Source organism: Acetobacteraceae bacterium (assembly GCA_004843345.1).
In the GTDB taxonomy this organism is placed as follows: domain Bacteria; phylum Pseudomonadota; class Alphaproteobacteria; order Acetobacterales; family Acetobacteraceae.
The window spans coordinates 956,515-972,598 of sequence record CP039460.1 but is presented as its reverse complement, the minus strand read 5'-3'; the positions used below and the strand labels follow the sequence as shown (position 1 = coordinate 972,598).

Here is a 16,084-nt window from a genome sequence, read left to right as displayed (position 1 = left end):
CAGAACGGAAGGGGGGAGGGAAACAGCAAAAAGTATAAAAGAATGCGGGAAAGGCTTTTTATAGCGTCTCCCCTTCATTCAAGAGGTTTAATTGTGCGGTCACCCCTTCTTTTTTATCGCCACAGAGTTTGTGTTGAAAAATGTATTTTTTGTGCTGATGGGCGGTTGTGACCGATAAAAAAGAGGTTTGAACGCAAAGATTATCGTCAAAAACTTCTTGAGAGACCCAGCGCAGATTTAAATGCAGGCTTTGACGGGGTAGCAAGCGGATTTCTGAAACATCTTCTAAGTGAGACGCAATCGGAAAAGGGCGTTTCTTCTGATCTAGAAAGGCAAAGGCTGGCGGATTTTCAAGGCGACAGGCTTTTTTGCCTTTATTGGTCAGGATGAGTTCCGCATTTTCATGCGACATGCCAGCCGATCCCGGCATGTTTTGTTCAAGTTTGAGGCTAAGGGTTTTTGAGGTGCAAACTGGCATCGGATTTTGAGAAAGTGTCTTGGCATAAAGCACATTTCCGCTTCCGAAAAAGCAAAGCACGCCTAAAACCCAAAAAGAAATCTTTTCTCCCATAGAATCCCTCCAAAATCGTTTTAAGCGTGGCGAAGCAAAGCAATGAGGCAACGCTCTTTTTCTGTTTTGTGTAATCTGGCAGAGAGTGCCTATTAACAAAAGCAAAAATAGCTTAATTTGTTTTTCATCACCTTAAAGAGAGGCAATAGGATTTTAAAGCAATGGATGAGCTGACGATTATTGTTTGTTGCTGTCTGGCAGCGTCTAGTATTGGATTTTTGCTGACGGCCTTTATGTTTGTCGTGCTTTCACTTGCACCACAGGGGCGATTTAGTGTTCTTTTAACGACCTTTCTGTTGTTTTTGTTAGAAGCAGATTGGATCAGTATTTGGTTTCTTTTCCTTTTCTTTGTAGCAAATGGGTTTACCAGTAGCTTCTCTTTAAATTTGGTTTTTGGCATCTTGCTTTTTGGGATGTCTTTGCCAATTCTTTGGGTTGTCAGGGCGAGGATTGGCATCGCGCGCAAAAAAATTCGCCCTGTTGTTCTGTCTCTGAAAAAGTTAGAGTTTGAAGACGCAAGCGGACAAAAGTGAGGGAGCAGGTAAATGGCAAAACAGGCAAAAAAAGAAGTGCAGGAAATCGAAATTAGTGTGCCTCCTCTCGGAGAGACAGTTGAATCTGCTTTGATTGCACGATGGCTCTTTAAAGAAGGCGAAATTGTTGAGGAAGGCGAGGCCATTTTAGAATTGGAGACCGATAAAATCAGTCTCGAAGTGCCTGCGCCTGTAAGGGGCGTTTTACGCTCTCCTTTGCCTGTTTCTGCCGAAGTAAAGTCAGGAGATTTTCTGGCGAAACTGGATTTGTCAGCGAAAGAGCTTGCCCAAGCCAAGCTAAAAGAAGCCCCTCTCGTTGAAGTGCCTGCGCAGAAAATGCCTGTTCAGCCAGAGATCAAAAGGCAAGCGCCACCATCAGCCCCTATGAAAGAAAAAGTGCCAGAACAGAGTGAAGCGGACGAAAAACGCCTTAAACTGAGTCCTTTGCGTTTAGCCGTTGCCCGTAATTTGAAAGAAATTCAAAATCATGCTGCTGTGCTGACCACCTTTACCGAAGTGGATATGAGCGAAGTGATGGCGCTCCGCAAGCGCTATCAAAAGGAATTTATCGAAGCGCATGAAGGCATAAAATTAGGCTTTATGTCTTTTTTTGCCACTGCTGTTGCAAGGGCGCTTAACCGTTTTCCTGTGATGAATGCCTATATTGAAGGCGATGAGACTGTTTACCGCCGTCATGCCAATTTGGGCGTTGCGGTGACAACGGATAAGGGGCTGGTTGTGCCTGTGATTAAAGCCGCCGAGGCGCTAGGCTTTGCCGAGATTGAGAAAAAAGTGGCAGATTTTGCAGTAAAGGCAAGAGAATCACGCTTGGTAAGGGAAGACCTTTCGGGGGCGAGCTTTACGCTCAGCAATGGCGGGATTTTCGGGTCGCTTCTGTCAACGCCGCTTTTAAGTCCAAAACAATCAGGGGTTTTGGGGCTTCATGCGATTAAAGAGCGCCCAGTTGCATTGGAGGGGCAGGTCGTTATTCGTCCGATGATGTATGTGGCGCTCTCTTATGACCACCGCCTAGTGGACGGTAAGGAAGGGGTGAGTTTCTTGCGTACGGTTAAAGAGCTTGTTGAAGACCCTGCCCGTCTTTTGCTTGATATTTAAGGAAAGCGGGGCTGAGAAAAAGAGATGTATGCCTTTATTGTTCTTGGGGGATATTTCCTTTTGGCCTTTGTTGGGGGCATGGGGTTTGTTTTGATGCTTCCATGGGGAAAGCTTGACCGTGTGCGCCATATTCCAAACCACCATATAGGCCCGTTTCGTTTTTATTTTGAACATAATTTAAGAGAATGGGAATGGCCTCATGCCTTGCCTGTTTTTTTCACAGGGGCTGCGGTTGGGGCGTTTTTGCTCTATCTCTTTCGGGCGCTGACCTGGTTTTATTTACAGCCACAATGGGCGGTTTTAGTGAGTTTGCTGATTATTTTTCCGATTGAACTTGTGGCCTGTAAGCTGGCAGAACGCTGATATGAAATTTTCTTTCTCTCTTTTAAAATCCTGCTCTTTGAGCTTTTTGATTCTTGGTTTTCTAGGGGCGACAAGCTGTTCCCGTTTTGTACCGACAGAGGTGAAAAAGCAGGAGGCTAAACAGCCCGGACAAAATGTCCTGCATTCTCTTTTCGGGAAGACCACTTCAACTTTACCCGTAGAGGGGATTGTTGTTGCAGATGAACCGCAAGCCTCTATCGCTGGGCGTGATGTCTTAGCAAGAGGCGGAAATGCGGTTGATGCGGCGGTGGCGTCCTCGATGGCGATGGCTGTGACTTTGCCTTCCCGAGCCTCTTTCGGGGGCGGTGGCGCTTGTTTGGTTGGAAAAGGGAAAGAATTTAACGCCTTTTTATTTTTGCCCAAAGGCGGTGGGGAGGAAAATACCCAAAATCCACCAGAGCGTCCTGCCAGTGTGCCGATGCTCGCCCGTGGCCTTTATTTGATGCAGGATCGTTTTGGGGAGGTTGTTTTTTCGGACGATGTGATTGCAGCTCGCCGTTTTGCACAGCGTGGCATTCGGGTGAGCCGTCAGCTTGCTGATGATTTGGAGGCTGTAAAAACCCCTCTATTTGCTGATGCTGGCATGCGGGAAGTCTTTGGAAAAGGCACAAATGAAAAAGGAGAGGTTCAGTCGCTTAAAGTGGGTGACACGCTCATTCAACGCCAGCTTGGTGGATTTTTGGAACAGATTGAAAAGCAGGGTATTGGCGATCTCTACGGTGGATCTCTTGGGGACAGTTATGTGGAGGGTGTGAATAAGGCTGGCGGTGGACTGGTGCGTGAATCTTTGCGAAGCAGCCTCCCAACAGAGACAAAACCTGTTGAGGTGGAATTGCCCGGGACAGAAGGCCATGCTTGGCGTGGGATTTTCCTGCCGCCGCCTGTGGACGGCGGTATGGCGGCGGCCGTGGCGCTGAAAAAAGAAGGGCCTGCGGAACAGGCTGCGGCGCTTTGGCGTTATCTTGATGAAAATGGCCAGCCGCTTTCGCCAAAAGATTTTATGAATACGCCCCTTTCTTCTGAGCGCTTCAGCTTGCCTTCTTTACCAGCCTCCAGCTCTATTTTGGCACGGGACGAGAAGGGTATGCAGGTGGCCTGTGTGTTAAGTGCAGGCAATCTTTTTGGCACAGGACGCATGTCAGGGCGGAGCGGTGTCGTGATTGGCACGTCTCCTGAGAGCCGTCCTGCACCGCTTTATGCGGCTGGCATGGTGTTTTCAGATCAAGGCAATCCGCAGGCAGTGGCAACCGCAACAGGACAGACGGCGGCCGCGAGTGCCTTGGCCGATCATTTGGCTGGTTTTATGGCGCATCCTGTGGAAAGTTCTGTTAAAGTGAAGGCTACGAAATTGCCGCCGCCAGAAGAGGCCGGAAACGGTATTTTCTGTGGCAGTTCGGAATTGGCGGACTGCACAGGTGTGGCGGAAAATGTTTCCGGGCTCGCAATCCGTCAGCGCAGTCGGGAATTTAAACATTAAGCCATGCTGGTTTGCGCTTGCGCAGGAAACTTATTTTTTTTAGCCCTTGTTTTTTAGTGTGAAGACGGCACATTTAGAAGACGAGAGAATTTCGGGGGTGTTATGCTCCCACAGAAACTGAATTTTTGGAGAATTTATGGCAAAGGCACCCGCAAAATCCCGCATTAGCGCCTCTGGTTCAGGGGATAAAGCCAAGGAAGATAAAAGACGGGCACTGGAAAATGCGCTGGGTCAGATTGAGCGTTCCTTTGGTAAAGAGTCTATTATGCGGATGGGGGATCAGCCAAACCGTGAAATTGAATCTATTTCAACAGGTTCTTTGGGGCTCGATATTGCGCTTGGCATTGGCGGTGTGCCCCGTGGGCGGATTATTGAAATTTACGGCCCTGAAAGTTCAGGGAAAACGACGCTTGCCCTTCATATTTTAGCCGAGGCGCAGAAATTAGGCGGAACGGCCGCTTTTATTGATGCGGAGCATGCGCTTGACCCCGGATATGCCCGTAAACTTGGTGTGAATGTTGATGATCTGCTTCTGAGTCAGCCCGATACAGGAGAGCAGGCTTTGGAAATCACTGATACGCTCGTGCGTTCAGGGGCCGTGGATTTGATTGTCGTTGATTCTGTTGCGGCGCTTGTGCCAAAGGCAGAGCTTGAGGGCGATATGGGAGATGCCCATGTGGGCTTGCAGGCCCGTTTGATGAGTCAGGCGCTTAGAAAATTAACAGGTACGATTAACCGTTCCCAGACGACTGTGATTTTCCTTAATCAAATTCGCATGAAAATCGGTGTGATGTTTGGCAATCCTGAAACAACGGCAGGCGGTAATGCACTGAAATTCTATTCTTCCGTGCGGTTGGATATTCGCCGTATCGGATCGATTAAAGATAAAGATGAAGTTTTGGGCAACCAAACCCGTATTAAAGTTGTTAAAAACAAAATGGCACCCCCTTTCAAACAGGTTGAGTTTGAAATTATTTATGGCGAGGGCATCAGTAAGCTCGGCGAGCTTCTTGATCTCGGTGTGAAAGCCAATATCGTTGATAAGTCTGGTGCATGGTTCTCTTATGATTCTGTCCGCCTTGGGCAAGGGAAAGAGAACTCTAAGACTTATTTAAGAGAACATCCCGAAATGGCGGTAGAGATTGAAGGCAAGATCAGAGAACATTCTGGTTTGATTGAGGAAGTTTCTGAAGCGGATTCAGAGAGCGCTTCTGGAGAGGGGGACGTTGATGACATCTTCTCCCATGATCAGGATTAAGAGAAACTTCTCTAAAGAAATATGCTTGAAAATTCTTCTTTAAATTCATTGCAAGACCCCCAAAATGTTTTGGGGGTGGTGCAAAGTGCTTCTGGCCGTGCATGGCTGTGGCGGAGTGGCACGCTGGCTGATCCACATCAGCTTGAGCGCTTAATTGCTGTTATGGGCAGAGAAAGCGGGCTTGGTGATATTGCCTGCCGTGTCTTGATTGGCAGAGGCCTTGCGCCTAAAGAGGTGCAGGGGTTTTTAGATGCGAGTTTAAGACGGCATTTGCCAGACCCTTCCAGCTTGAAAGCGATGGATCAGGCGGCGGCAAGATTGGCGAAAGCCGTCCTTTCTAATGAAAAAATAGGTATTTTTGGCGATTATGATGTCGATGGTGCTTGCAGTTCAGCGCTTTTGACGCAATATCTGCGTGCCCTTGGATTGACCGTTTTTCCACATATTCCCGACCGCATGAAAGAGGGATACGGCCCTAATACCAAAGCTTTGGAAGACTTGGCAGAAAAAGGCGCAACGCTGGTAATTTGTACCGATTGCGGCACAACAGCGCATGAAGTTTTAAATCCTTTTTCTGAAAAATGTGATCTGATTGTGTTGGATCATCACAAGCCAGAGGGGCATTTTTTACCGAATGGCATTGTGGTTAATCCCAACCGTTTGGACTGTACATCAGGGCAAGGACATCTCTGTGCAACAGGGGTGGCTTTTTTGATGATTGTGGCGTTACGGCGCGAGCTGATGCGGCAAAATTATTTTGGTGTCACGGAAGAGGGCAAAAAGGCGACGGGGCCTGATTTGCTTGCTTATTTGGACGTGGTTGCTTTGGCAACGATCTGCGATGTGATGCAGTTGAGAGGGGTGAACCGTGCCTTTGTCGGGCAGGGTTTGAAAGTCTTAGAAAAGGCACAGCGTCCGGGGTTGGCGGCTTTAGGCGAAGTTGCAGGCTTAAAAAAATTAGGTCATTCCATTGCTTGCGGTTTTGCGCTTGGCCCCCGTATCAATGCAGGGGGCAGGATTGGGAAAAGCACGCTTGGTATTGAGCTGCTTTTGTCCGAAACCTATCCAGATGCGCTGCCTTTGGCACGGGAATTAGACGAAACCAATGCGAAACGTCAGGAAGTTGAGGGCGATATCCTGCAAGAGGCCATGCTGGCGGCGGAAAAAAAGCTTTCATCTGGCCGAAATGCCGTTTTTCTTTATGCGCAAGGCTGGCATCCGGGCGTTGTTGGGATTGTGGCAGGACGGATTAAGGAAAAATTCAACCGTCCTGTTTTTATTGGATCGTTGGATAGCGAGACTGGTCTTATCAAAGGATCGGCAAGGTCGATTGAGGGGCTTGATGTGGGGGAAGCGGTGCTTTCCGCTGTGCAAAAGAAGATTCTTTGCGGGGGCGGCGGTCATGCAATGGCCGCAGGTTTTGCGCTCCACCCAGAACAGGGCGATGCGTTTGAGGAATTTTTAGACGAGGCGCTGAAAGAGGCGCAATCATCTCCCAAACGGGCTAATTTAATTATTGATGCGGTCATTAGCGCCGTAGGGGCGAATGTCCAGAATGCCGAAGAAATCGAAAAACTTGCGCCCTTTGGTCCGGGGAATGATGAGCCTTATTTAGCGCTTTCCAATGTGCGGGTGAAATATGCGAAACGTATTGGCAAAGACCTGAATACGTTAAGAGTCACGCTTGAAGACGATTTAGGCAAGGGGCGGATTAAAGCGCTCGTTTTTCGGGTCGAGAATACCGAGTTTGGCACGTTGCTCGAAGCGCCAAACCGCCCGTTAATTCATGTCGCAGGCCGTTTGCGTGCAGAGGAATGGCGGGGACGGAAAGACGCCACCTTCTTTATAGAAGATGCGGTTGAAGTGACTTCTGTCTCAGCTTAACATTTTAGGAAAACATTTAAAAAAAGCGCCTTCCAAAAAAGGCGCTTTTTTTGTTGTTTGTAAAATGTATTTTAGCTTAAAGCCCTCTAGCGACCCATTTATTATCAAGGCGGAAGAATTGAACGCCTGTTCTGCCTTGTGCGCCCATATTTTTAATGTCATTGCCTGCTTTATCAACGACTTTATAGCCGACAAAGCAAACAAAGCTTGCGTTTTCGTGCTTTGTACAACGCAAATCTGTGAGTTTTACTTTGCGTCCGTCCTGACTTTTGATGTTGTCATTGTAAATTTTTGTCACCTCATCTTGCGTTGGTGCGCCAGAAAAAGGGCCGCTGTTGCAAGCCGCAAGGCTAAGCGGAAGGGCAATCGCAAGAAGGGGCAAAGCTTTAGAGACTTTAGAGATCATCGGAAAACCAACACTAAAAATGAAATATTCCTTGAGACTTTAATCTGCTTTTTTCATTTCGACAAGCACCTGATTTTAAGGCCAATTTGTTTCACGTGGAACAGGAAGAAATTAGTTAAAAAAGAAATTTTTTCCTCTATAATGTTTTATTAGATATTTTTAAAAATTTGGCGTTTTGTTCGAAGGGAATTGCGTTTATGGCCTTAAAATTTATTTCCGTGGAAGAGGCAAGACGCCTTATTGATGAGCGTGTGACGGTTGTTGATATTCGTGATGCCATAGAATTCGATGGTGAACATATTGCAAGGGCTTTGAATATTCCTACGGAAAATCTTTCATGGAGTGAATTTCAGGGACGTCCTGTTTTATTTTATTGTCAAACAGGAAAGAGGACAAAAATAAACAGTGCTGTTCTAGCCCTTATCAGCCCTTATGGATATGTTCTCGAAGGAGGCTTAGATGCTTGGAAAAAAGCCAAACTTCCCGTTATAAAGGGAGGCAACCGTCAATCTTCTGTAATGCGTCAGATTTATGTGATGTCTGGCGCGCTCGTTTTTATCGGAAGCCTTTTGGGCGGCGTGAAAAGCAGAAAATTTTTTCTTCTTCCAGCTTTGATTGGGGCTGGCATGTTCGGCACAGGTGTCACAGGTAAATGCGGTCTGACCCATTTTTTGATGAAAATGTCTTGGAATAGACCACCAGCGCAAAATTCTAAAGAAGAATAGTTTTTTAAAGTCCTGTATGGTCTTGGAGCATTTGTTCAAGCCATTCAGGACGGCGATCCACAGAACCCGAAACAGCAAAGGCAATGACGCAGGCAAAGGCGTAATAGGCCAGATTTTCCGTTCCGAAAACTTCAGCAGCGATAATAGTCGCCGTAATAGGCGTTTTCAGTGCCGCACAAAAAACGCAGACAAAACCAATGCCTGTGAATAAAGGCGCAGCCTCTGGCGCAATCCATGGGCCGAGGACGCAGCCTAGGCCAGCGCCAATAAAGAACATGGGGGTCACATTGCCTCCCCGAAAGCCTGACCCGATACAAATCAGGGTAAAGATCAGTTTCCATGCCCAGTCAAAGCCATTATTTGCACCGGCAAAAAAATCAATCACAGAAGCGCCAGCAGGGGGGTGGGAAGAGATAACGCCGAGGCCGAGATAATCCCGAGAACCGCAAAGAAGCACAAGCAGAAGCGTTAAAATACCGCCAAGTGCTGGCCGTAAATAAGCTGGTTTGCAAATTTTAGCAAAGACATCACGGCTGACGCTGAGGCCTGTCATATAAATGCGTCCGATAATGCCAAACAAAACGGCTGCCAGAAAAATTTTGGCTAAAAGAAGCGGATTTTGACCGTTAAAATGCCAGTTTCCAGCAAAAAGCGGTTGCGCAGCAATGACTTGATTGAGGCGTTTAATATGTAAAAAATCTGTAATCACGCCACATGCTGTGTCTGAAATCATGGCGGTGTAAACGCAGGGGAGGAGGGAGCGGTAGCTTAATGTCCCAGCAAAAGCAGTGACCTCCACCACAAAGAGCATACCCGCCACAGGTGTTCCGAAAATAGCGCCAAAACCAGCCGCAACCCCTGCAAAAATCAGAATTTTCCGTTTATGCGCATGTAAATCGAATAAATGGGAGAGGCCGTCTGCAAAATTTGCCGACATTTGAAGGGCTGTTCCTTCACGTCCCACAGAAGCGCCAAAGAGATTACTCATGACCGCAGAGAAAAAGGCTAAGGGGATTTTGATGAGTGTATTGAAAACGGTGATGAGGCGGTGAAGAAGCGTGCCCTTGAGATGTTCTGTTTGATTGGAAAGGCGGTTCACCCCCGTATTGAGGAGTGCAACGAGCATTCCAGCAAGGGGAAGAAGATAGATAATCCAGCCATGGCTGAAGCGGAAATGAATAGAATGCTCTAACGCCAGCATGAAGAAAGCGCAGGTTGCCCCAGCCGCTAAGGCAATGGGCGTCAGGAGCAGAAACCAGACAAGCAGGTCAACATAGAATTGCGGTGACTCAGGCAAGAGCGATTTAGAACGGATAATAGAATAGATTTGGCGTGTTTTGAGAGAAGGCATCGTCAAATAACTCTTGGCTGTAAAAAGGAGGAATAATTTCCACCATAAGATAAAATAGAAAACTCTTCTATGATTAAATCGCTTGACGTTGCGGATAAAAAGCCTATAACTCTTGGGTATAAACCTTGCCTCGTCTCGTTCGTCTAGAGGCCTAGGACACCGCCCTCTCACGGCGGCAACACGGGTTCGAATCCCGTACGAGACGCCACATTTTGAGATTTATTGTAAAATTGACTGGGGGGTCTCCAATTTTATGCTACTAAATTTCAAAGGTTTAAAAAATATTTTTCCTCTTGTCTCTTTTTGGTTGCATTGTGAATAAAGCGTTCGCTGTTCCAATTCTTGGAATTTCTTGTCCAGATTGGCTGATTTGTGCGTTGCTCGGTCTTCTAGGCATTCTTTTTTGCCATACGATTTTTACTAAAATAGGTTGGGATCATCCGCCCATAGAGCGTTTTATCGTTTATACGTTGCTTGGGATCATTGGCGCTTTGAGCGCATGGATGCTCTTTTTTAGCTGAAAACCTAAACGGATTTTGTCCGTATTTCCTTAAAATTTAAATTTCAGAGGCGCTGAGTGCTTCTGTTTTCTCACTCTATTTCTTTGCTGAGAGAGGGGCTAGAGTTAATGCACCTGCCAGCTCTTAAAAGCGAATAAAGGAATGACGATGCCAGACTCTGAGAAAAAATTACCCGCCATTTGGAAATTGTCGCATGGCGGGGCAATGCAGCCTAATGTGAAGGTTTGGTTAGAGAAACATCAGTATTTAGCGATAGATGATGGTTATAACCTAAAAGATAAATTTATAAATGATTTAAAGATTGGTGATATTGTTTCTTTATATCAAAAGCGAGGTCACGTTAAATGTTTTGCTCTTGTCTGCGTTGTAGGAAATTCTCTAAGGAGTAATGACATAGGGGATGTGGAAAAGAATCTAGATGGACGGATACTTCGAAAATATAAAATTCTTAAAAAGCCGATCAATATTGATGATGAGTATGAGGGAATAGTGAAAGGGTGGTCACCCAATTTCAATAATACCTTATATGAAATTTCAGAAGATCAACAAGAAGAGTTTGAGGAGTATATTTTAAAGCCGCATTACGGGATTACTTTGAACGAGCTTTATAGGTTAAGGGATAAAATAATGCAGGAAGTCCAGCAGGATTTAGAAAATGAAAGTCCTGTCCAAAAAGAAGACTCAAAAGCCATAAAATCAGATGCGCCCCTAAATCAAATTTTTTACGGCCCTCCCGGGACAGGCAAAACTTATAAGACAATCAGTGAAGCGGTAAGAATTTGTAAGCCCGATATTTTTGAGAAATACAAAAACGACAGAACAGAACTTAAAAAACAATATGATGAGTTAGTTCAAAAAGGTCAGGTTTCCTTTGTTACGTTTCATCAAAGCTATGGCTATGAAGAGTTTATCGAGGGTTTAAAGGCGACAACAGAAGACGGCAATATTTCTTATCAGGTTGCAGATGGGATTTTTAAACAAATCTGTTTGGATGCAAAAGAGTCTAGAAACCTCCCTTACGTCCTCATTATTGATGAAATTAACCGTGGAAATATTTCCAAAATTTTTGGTGAGCTGATTACGCTCATTGAGGATTCTAAACGTGAAGGAAATCCAGAGGTGCTTTCTTTAAAACTGCCTTATTCTGGAGAGGTTTTTTCTGTTCCGAACAATGTTTATTTGATTGGGACAATGAATACCGCAGACCGCTCTTTGGCGCTGATAGATACGGCTTTGCGCCGTCGTTTTGAGTTTGTGGAAATGACGCCCGATGCCTCGCTTTTAAAGGACAAAAATATTGAGGGTGTTGAGTTAAAAAGTCTGTTGGAAATGATGAATGAGCGCATTGAGCTTCTGTATGATCGGGAACATATGCTCGGCCATAGCTTCCTCCTCGGCGTGAAGACAATAGAGGATTTGAAAAAGGCGTTTCAGAATAAAATCCTGCCTCTTTTGCAGGAATATTTCTTTGAAGATTGGGAAAAAATCAATCTCGTTTTAGGTAAGAATGGCTTTATTGAAGAAAAATCAGTTGAAAGAAGCAGACTTTTTGAGAGTACCAATCAGAATTTTCCCGAAACGATTTATAAATTAGTAGGAAAAGATGATCCTGTTTGGAAAAAATTAGATAGCTACACAAAGGTTTATGCGTCCAGAAAAAATGACAAGTAATTCTGAAAAAGCCGTTACGCTTTGTGAATATGGCTATCTTGGATTTGAGTCTGGTGATGGCATTGAACAAATTTCTGAATCTGCGTTTATCTATTTAGAAGGATTGGCACTTTCGGAGGAGGATGAGCGCAAGCTTTTTCAATTTAGGAAGAAAAATTACCAGAAAGTTTTGCAGGTACAGAATTATGCGGGGGTGATTTTAACGCCAGACGGCACGCAAATTGAAATTCTGCCTAAAATTGGTCGTGAAAGAGAGACGGAAGAAGAAATAGAAAAGGCTCGAAGCTCCCTTTTAATCATGCTCAAGGCTTTAGGGACTTTCGATCATCTTAAAACGGAAAATGCGGAGATTGAGAAACAGAAAAAGCCGCTTTTGGAAATTTTTATTTCCCAATTTCTACAATCGGTGAAAACGCTCGTCAGGCAAGGCTTGCGCTCTGATTATGTGCCAAGAGAGGATAGTCTTTTCTTTTGCAAAGGGAAGCTCGATCTTAAACAGCAATTACGTCAGAATTTCATTCAAAAACAGCGTTTTTACTGTCATTATGATGAGTTTCTGTTAGACCGCCCTGCAAATCGCTTAATTAAATCTGCGTTGTTGAAGGTGCGCCATTTTATGCGTGAATCTGCCAATCAAAAAATGTGGCAGGAATTGCGGTTTGTTTTTGATGAAATCCCAGAAAGCCGAAATGTTCAATCCGATTTCTCCGCCCTTAAGATGGGGCGCGGCATGGCTTATTATGATGTTCCTCTGAAATGGTGCCGATTGATTTTAGAGGGATTTACGCCGCTGACAATGAAAGGGAAAAATAACGCTTTCTCCCTTCTGTTTCCGATGGAGAAAGTTTTTGAAAGCTACGTTGAAAAAATGCTCAAAAAGCATGTGCCAGTCTCCTATTGGGTGAAGGGGCAGGCAAGACAGCATTATTTAACACAGCACAATAACAAAGATTTCTTTTTGTTAAAGCCTGATCTTCTTTTGAAAAACAAAGACGAGAAAACGGTTTTTATTTTGGATACAAAATGTAAATTATTAAGTGAGGCAGAGGATAAATACGGCATTTCACAATCTGATTTTTATCAAATGTTTGCCTATGGCAATACTTATTTCGAGACAGGGATGCAGGAGCGGAAGATGTTTCTGATTTACCCTTCTCATAAAGAATTTGAGTTGAATGAAAAAATTCAGGATTTAAAGGTTTTTAACTTTCCTAAGTCTAAAGGGTTGCAGCTTTTTATTGTGCCGTTTGAGATAAAACCAGCAAATGAAAAGCCGAATTGCCTTGATAAAATTTTTGCTGAACTGAACGCCGAGACTGCCCAAAAAGGGCAGTCTGCTTAGGAAGGTTTTAAAAATTAAAGCTCACCGATCCAAAATAGGCTCTTGGCTGTGCCCAATAGAGATTGGGGTTATTATCGCCTGACAAAGAGGCCGTACCGCCATAAATTGCCCCAACATATTTCTGCTGAAACAGGTTAGAGACGTTAAAGCTGAATTTCAGCCCTTGGAGCGGTCCTGCCTTTTGAAAGACATAGGCGCTTTCAAGGGTAGAGGTCCAATAGCCTGGCAGGGAAAGGTCATTGGCATAGGTTAACTGCCGTGAGCTGTTATAGTTGACGTTGAGGTTTGTCATAAATCCGCCAAGCTTATAATTGAGATTCATTTTATACATATATTGCGGATAATAGACTTGCTGATTGCCTTTGATGGAAATAAACCCAGAAGCAGGGCAAACAGGATCGCTGGTGCAGGCCAGATGGCTGTTTTCATAAATGGCGTGGTTATAGCTAAAGCCATTGCTGAAAGAAATATGCCCAAGATGCGGACTGATATGAAAAAATTCCATCGGCATAAAGGTTGCATTGAAATCCATGCCGTCCATTTTCTCATTGCCGAGATTGGCATAGCTTGCAATCGGGTTGGAAACAGGTCCAGACGTCATTGAGCCGAGACGGTTGATAAAATCAGTATGGTAATAATCAATCACACCGACAAAGGCCTTGCTGGTATAGCGGTAGCCGACAACATAGTTCCAGCTCCGCTCGGGACGGAGATTTTGCTTATCCTGGTTAAAAATCGTCTGCGCATTATTTTGGCAGGCAGGATTATTGCCGGGGGAGCAAGACCCAAGACCGCTCCACGCACTGCCGCCCAGCGTGTCATATCCGCGCATATCCTCTCCAATATCGGCATAGAAATCGTGGCCTTCAAGGAAACGGTAATCAATGTTGAAATGAGGCAGAAACGCATTGGCTGCCTCGAGAGAACCGTTTGCAGGGTGGGTGTAGAACATCGGGCCGCCATTAGAGCCCCAGCCATTCAGGCTGGTCGTTGCATTGTCCCATTGCGTCCCGCCACTGCTTTTTTGCACAAGGGATTTAAAGCCGTAGGTAAAGTCAAAATTCTTTGTCATGCTGAATTTGCTTTGAAGAAAGAATTGAAACGTGTTCGTGTTGACCTTTGTGTTCATATATTGAATGCCACCCGTTGGATGAAGCGGATTGGCTGGCGGCATACCGCCATCTGGATAGGCATAGCTCGGATAATTATCGAGAATATTTTGATACCAAACCCCCGTTTTAATCGTCATGCGGCGATTAAGGCGTGCCTCGAGCGTCTGTGTAAAGCCTGAGCGCCAATGGTTGGGATAGACATATTGTCCAGCCATGGGGATAGAATACCCCGTTCCTGTATAGGCAGCAGGGGTTGTCATGGCATTATTGCTGCCGCCAGAGGTTGCTGCGGTCAGCTGCGAATAGAGAATGGTTGTTGATTTCACCGTTGGGCGGATATTCCAGTCCAGTTTAAGACTCGGCAAATAATGGCTTTGCGTTTGGTTGCCTTGATAGACCACATTTGAAATATCGTCATAAGTGACCCCTCGCCCTTGCAGCCCCGTAGGTAAGAGATTGTTTGGGACAAGGCCGCCGCTTGTTGGCGGATTCTGTGTCATGCCTGCCCAGTTAATCGCCCCTGCATAGTCTGGCATCAGGTTATGGTCGCCATAGCCGAGAGAGCGTAACATATGCTTTGTATTGCCGAGATAATTCCAGTTTTGCAGTTGTGACCAGTCAAGCCCTAAAGTCAGTTTGAGATTGCGCCCAAGGGGCTGAACTGCTTTGAAATTCATATAATACTGATTATTTTGTCCAGCGCCTGTCCATTGATGGTTATTCAAACGTACAAAAGAGGCCATCATTTTTGTGCCAGTATGGTTGAGACGGCCTGTATTAAAGCGCCCAAAAGTCCGCCAGCTGTTAAAACTTCCGAATTGCTGATTGATAGCCGCCTCGGGACGGTCTGTCGGATCCATGGTTTGATATTGGATTGAAGCGCCTAACATGCTGGCCGTTGGAATATCCACATCGCCTGTTCCCTGACTGAGAGCGAGGCTTGCCGTATTTTCGGGAATGGCGATATTGCTGTACGGAACGCCCTGCGCTTCACTAAAGGTTTGAAGTCCAAGGGGAATGCCGTCCATCGTTACGCCCATCTGGTTTTGGAAAAATCCCCTGACGAGAAAGGTATTGGCTTGAGGATCAGTGCCGAGCGCATCGGAGGAATTAAAGTTTGCGCCAGGGGTGGTGAGGGCGAGAACTTCGAGAGGGTTTGTCCCTTCGGCAAAATTTTCCATTTGCGCCTGACCGATCAGGTCTTCGTTACTATGAGAAACAGGCTCTAGAATCTTCTTTTTACGGACACGGGAGACCCCAATATGCTCGGGGTCTGGTTTTGGGTGATGGCCGTGGCGCTTTTGCTTGTGAGGCTTGAATTCTTCTGGCTCTTTATAAAGGCTTTCTTTGGGAAGGCTCGTGAGCTTGACCGAATCAAAATAAGCATCAAGGAGAGGATTGCGTGTTTGCGCACGGACAGGATGGGGGAAAAAGAGGAGACTTGTCAGCGTGCCTGTTACGAGCGAAGGCAAAGTGAGGCCTTTCGGAAGAATTTTTCCAAGGCGTGAAGGGGCAAGTACTTTTTTCTGTTTTGAAGCAGAAAGAAAAGAATGGGAAAACATATCGCAGGTTCCTGCTTTTTTCGTGCAGGCTTCCTGTTTCCAGAGAGACGGTTTAGGGGAAAGCGTCCAGCTGACAACAGGACGCCTTCGTCGAAAAGAGACACCTTAAACCTGAGTAAAAACAAAAAACACCTCTCGCACGCAGGGCTATGGCCGAGCGGTTGAAATGGC

The 16,084-nt window shown here is 45.7% G+C and carries 14 protein-coding genes and 1 tRNA gene; 11 read left to right on the top strand and 4 right to left on the bottom strand.

All coding sequences use genetic code 11. The features are described 5' to 3' along the window. Positions 1 to 58: 58 nt before the first annotated feature. Positions 59 to 571 carry a DUF4232 domain-containing protein gene (locus FAI40_04950; GenBank protein QCE34755.1) on the bottom strand — a complete coding sequence of 171 codons (513 nt, stop codon included), beginning with the start codon at positions 569 to 571 and terminating at the stop codon, positions 59 to 61. 161 nt (positions 572 to 732) lie between these two features. Here FAI40_04950 and FAI40_04945 point away from each other — a divergent pair, with 161 nt between their 5' ends. The 6 genes from FAI40_04945 (at position 733) to recJ (ending at position 7,223) form a co-directional block, all read left to right on the top strand. Beyond that, positions 733 to 1,104, top strand: a complete 372-nt coding sequence (locus FAI40_04945) for a hypothetical protein (GenBank protein ID QCE34754.1) — start codon at positions 733 to 735, stop codon at positions 1,102 to 1,104. A 12-nt stretch (positions 1,105 to 1,116) separates the two neighbouring features. Then, a complete protein-coding gene (locus tag FAI40_04940) occupies positions 1,117 to 2,220 on the top strand; it encodes a dihydrolipoyllysine succinyltransferase (protein ID QCE34753.1) in 1,104 nt (367 codons plus the stop codon). 24 nt (positions 2,221 to 2,244) lie between these two features. Then, entirely contained in the window at positions 2,245 to 2,583 is a 339-nt protein-coding gene (locus FAI40_04935) for a hypothetical protein (GenBank protein ID QCE34752.1), read from the top strand. A gap of 1 nt (position 2,584) precedes the next feature. Next, complete coding sequence (locus FAI40_04930) at positions 2,585 to 4,081, top strand: gamma-glutamyltranspeptidase (protein ID QCE34751.1); 1,497 nt, start codon at positions 2,585 to 2,587, stop codon at positions 4,079 to 4,081. A gap of 136 nt (positions 4,082 to 4,217) precedes the next feature. Continuing rightward, positions 4,218 to 5,339 (top strand): recombinase RecA, encoded by a 1,122-nt coding sequence (gene recA, locus FAI40_04925; protein QCE34750.1) that lies wholly within the window; start codon positions 4,218 to 4,220, stop codon positions 5,337 to 5,339. Positions 5,340 to 5,360: 21 nt separating this feature from the next. Further along, a complete protein-coding gene (gene recJ, locus FAI40_04920) occupies positions 5,361 to 7,223 on the top strand; it encodes a single-stranded-DNA-specific exonuclease RecJ (GenBank protein QCE34749.1) in 1,863 nt (620 codons plus the stop codon). Positions 7,224 to 7,299: 76 nt separating this feature from the next. Here the strand turns inward: recJ and FAI40_04915 are convergent, their stop codons facing one another. Then, on the bottom strand, positions 7,300 to 7,629 hold the full coding sequence (locus FAI40_04915) for a hypothetical protein (protein ID QCE34748.1): 330 nt from the start codon (positions 7,627 to 7,629) through the stop codon (positions 7,300 to 7,302). A 197-nt stretch (positions 7,630 to 7,826) separates the two neighbouring features. Between FAI40_04915 and FAI40_04910 the strand changes: the two genes are divergently transcribed. Further along, positions 7,827 to 8,354 carry a DUF2892 domain-containing protein gene (locus tag FAI40_04910; protein QCE34747.1) on the top strand — a complete coding sequence of 176 codons (528 nt, stop codon included), beginning with the start codon at positions 7,827 to 7,829 and terminating at the stop codon, positions 8,352 to 8,354. A 4-nt stretch (positions 8,355 to 8,358) separates the two neighbouring features. Here FAI40_04910 and FAI40_04905 read toward each other — a convergent pair whose 3' ends face one another. Further along, positions 8,359 to 9,711, bottom strand: a complete 1,353-nt coding sequence (locus FAI40_04905) for a voltage-gated chloride channel protein (protein ID QCE34746.1) — start codon at positions 9,709 to 9,711, stop codon at positions 8,359 to 8,361. A gap of 126 nt (positions 9,712 to 9,837) precedes the next feature. Between FAI40_04905 and FAI40_04900 the strand changes: the two genes are divergently transcribed. From FAI40_04900 to FAI40_04885, 4 genes are all read left to right on the top strand, one after another. Continuing rightward, positions 9,838 to 9,913: transfer RNA gene (locus tag FAI40_04900), tRNA-Glu, on the top strand. Between the two features lie 106 nt (positions 9,914 to 10,019). Further along, positions 10,020 to 10,226 carry a hypothetical protein gene (locus tag FAI40_04895; protein ID QCE34745.1) on the top strand — a complete coding sequence of 69 codons (207 nt, stop codon included), beginning with the start codon at positions 10,020 to 10,022 and terminating at the stop codon, positions 10,224 to 10,226. Between the two features lie 141 nt (positions 10,227 to 10,367). Beyond that, the gene (locus FAI40_04890) at positions 10,368 to 11,897 is read left to right on the top strand and encodes an AAA family ATPase (protein ID QCE34744.1); all 1,530 of its coding nucleotides are present in this window, start codon (positions 10,368 to 10,370) and stop codon (positions 11,895 to 11,897) included. After that, positions 11,872 to 13,239, top strand: a complete 1,368-nt coding sequence (locus FAI40_04885) for a restriction endonuclease (protein ID QCE34743.1) — start codon at positions 11,872 to 11,874, stop codon at positions 13,237 to 13,239. Before FAI40_04890 ends, FAI40_04885 begins: the two co-directional genes overlap by 26 nt. A 7-nt stretch (positions 13,240 to 13,246) precedes the next feature. On the opposite strand, the gene FAI40_04880 is transcribed toward FAI40_04885, so the two are convergent. Next, entirely contained in the window at positions 13,247 to 15,913 is a 2,667-nt protein-coding gene (locus tag FAI40_04880; protein QCE34742.1) for a TonB-dependent receptor, read from the bottom strand. Between the last annotated feature and the right edge of the window lie 171 nt (positions 15,914 to 16,084).

Bases quoted from the DNA above. Each gene is read 5' to 3' on its own strand.
- FAI40_04940 (QCE34753.1), top strand. From the start codon at position 1,117: ATGGCAAAACAGGCAAAAAAAGAAGTGCAGGAAATCGAAATTAGTGTG.
- FAI40_04950 (QCE34755.1), bottom strand. From the start codon at position 571: ATGGGAGAAAAGATTTCTTTTTGGGTTTTAGGCGTGCTTTGCTTTTTC.
- FAI40_04935 (QCE34752.1), top strand. From the start codon at position 2,245: ATGTATGCCTTTATTGTTCTTGGGGGATATTTCCTTTTGGCCTTTGTT.
- FAI40_04930 (QCE34751.1), top strand. From the start codon at position 2,585: ATGAAATTTTCTTTCTCTCTTTTAAAATCCTGCTCTTTGAGCTTTTTG.
- FAI40_04915 (QCE34748.1), bottom strand. From the start codon at position 7,629: ATGATCTCTAAAGTCTCTAAAGCTTTGCCCCTTCTTGCGATTGCCCTT.
- recA (QCE34750.1), top strand. From the start codon at position 4,218: ATGGCAAAGGCACCCGCAAAATCCCGCATTAGCGCCTCTGGTTCAGGG.
- FAI40_04945 (QCE34754.1), top strand. From the start codon at position 733: ATGGATGAGCTGACGATTATTGTTTGTTGCTGTCTGGCAGCGTCTAGT.
- FAI40_04885 (QCE34743.1), top strand. From the start codon at position 11,872: ATGCGTCCAGAAAAAATGACAAGTAATTCTGAAAAAGCCGTTACGCTT.
- FAI40_04880 (QCE34742.1), bottom strand. From the start codon at position 15,913: ATGTTTTCCCATTCTTTTCTTTCTGCTTCAAAACAGAAAAAAGTACTT.
- FAI40_04910 (QCE34747.1), top strand. From the start codon at position 7,827: ATGGCCTTAAAATTTATTTCCGTGGAAGAGGCAAGACGCCTTATTGAT.
- FAI40_04890 (QCE34744.1), top strand. From the start codon at position 10,368: ATGACGATGCCAGACTCTGAGAAAAAATTACCCGCCATTTGGAAATTG.
- recJ (QCE34749.1), top strand. From the start codon at position 5,361: ATGCTTGAAAATTCTTCTTTAAATTCATTGCAAGACCCCCAAAATGTT.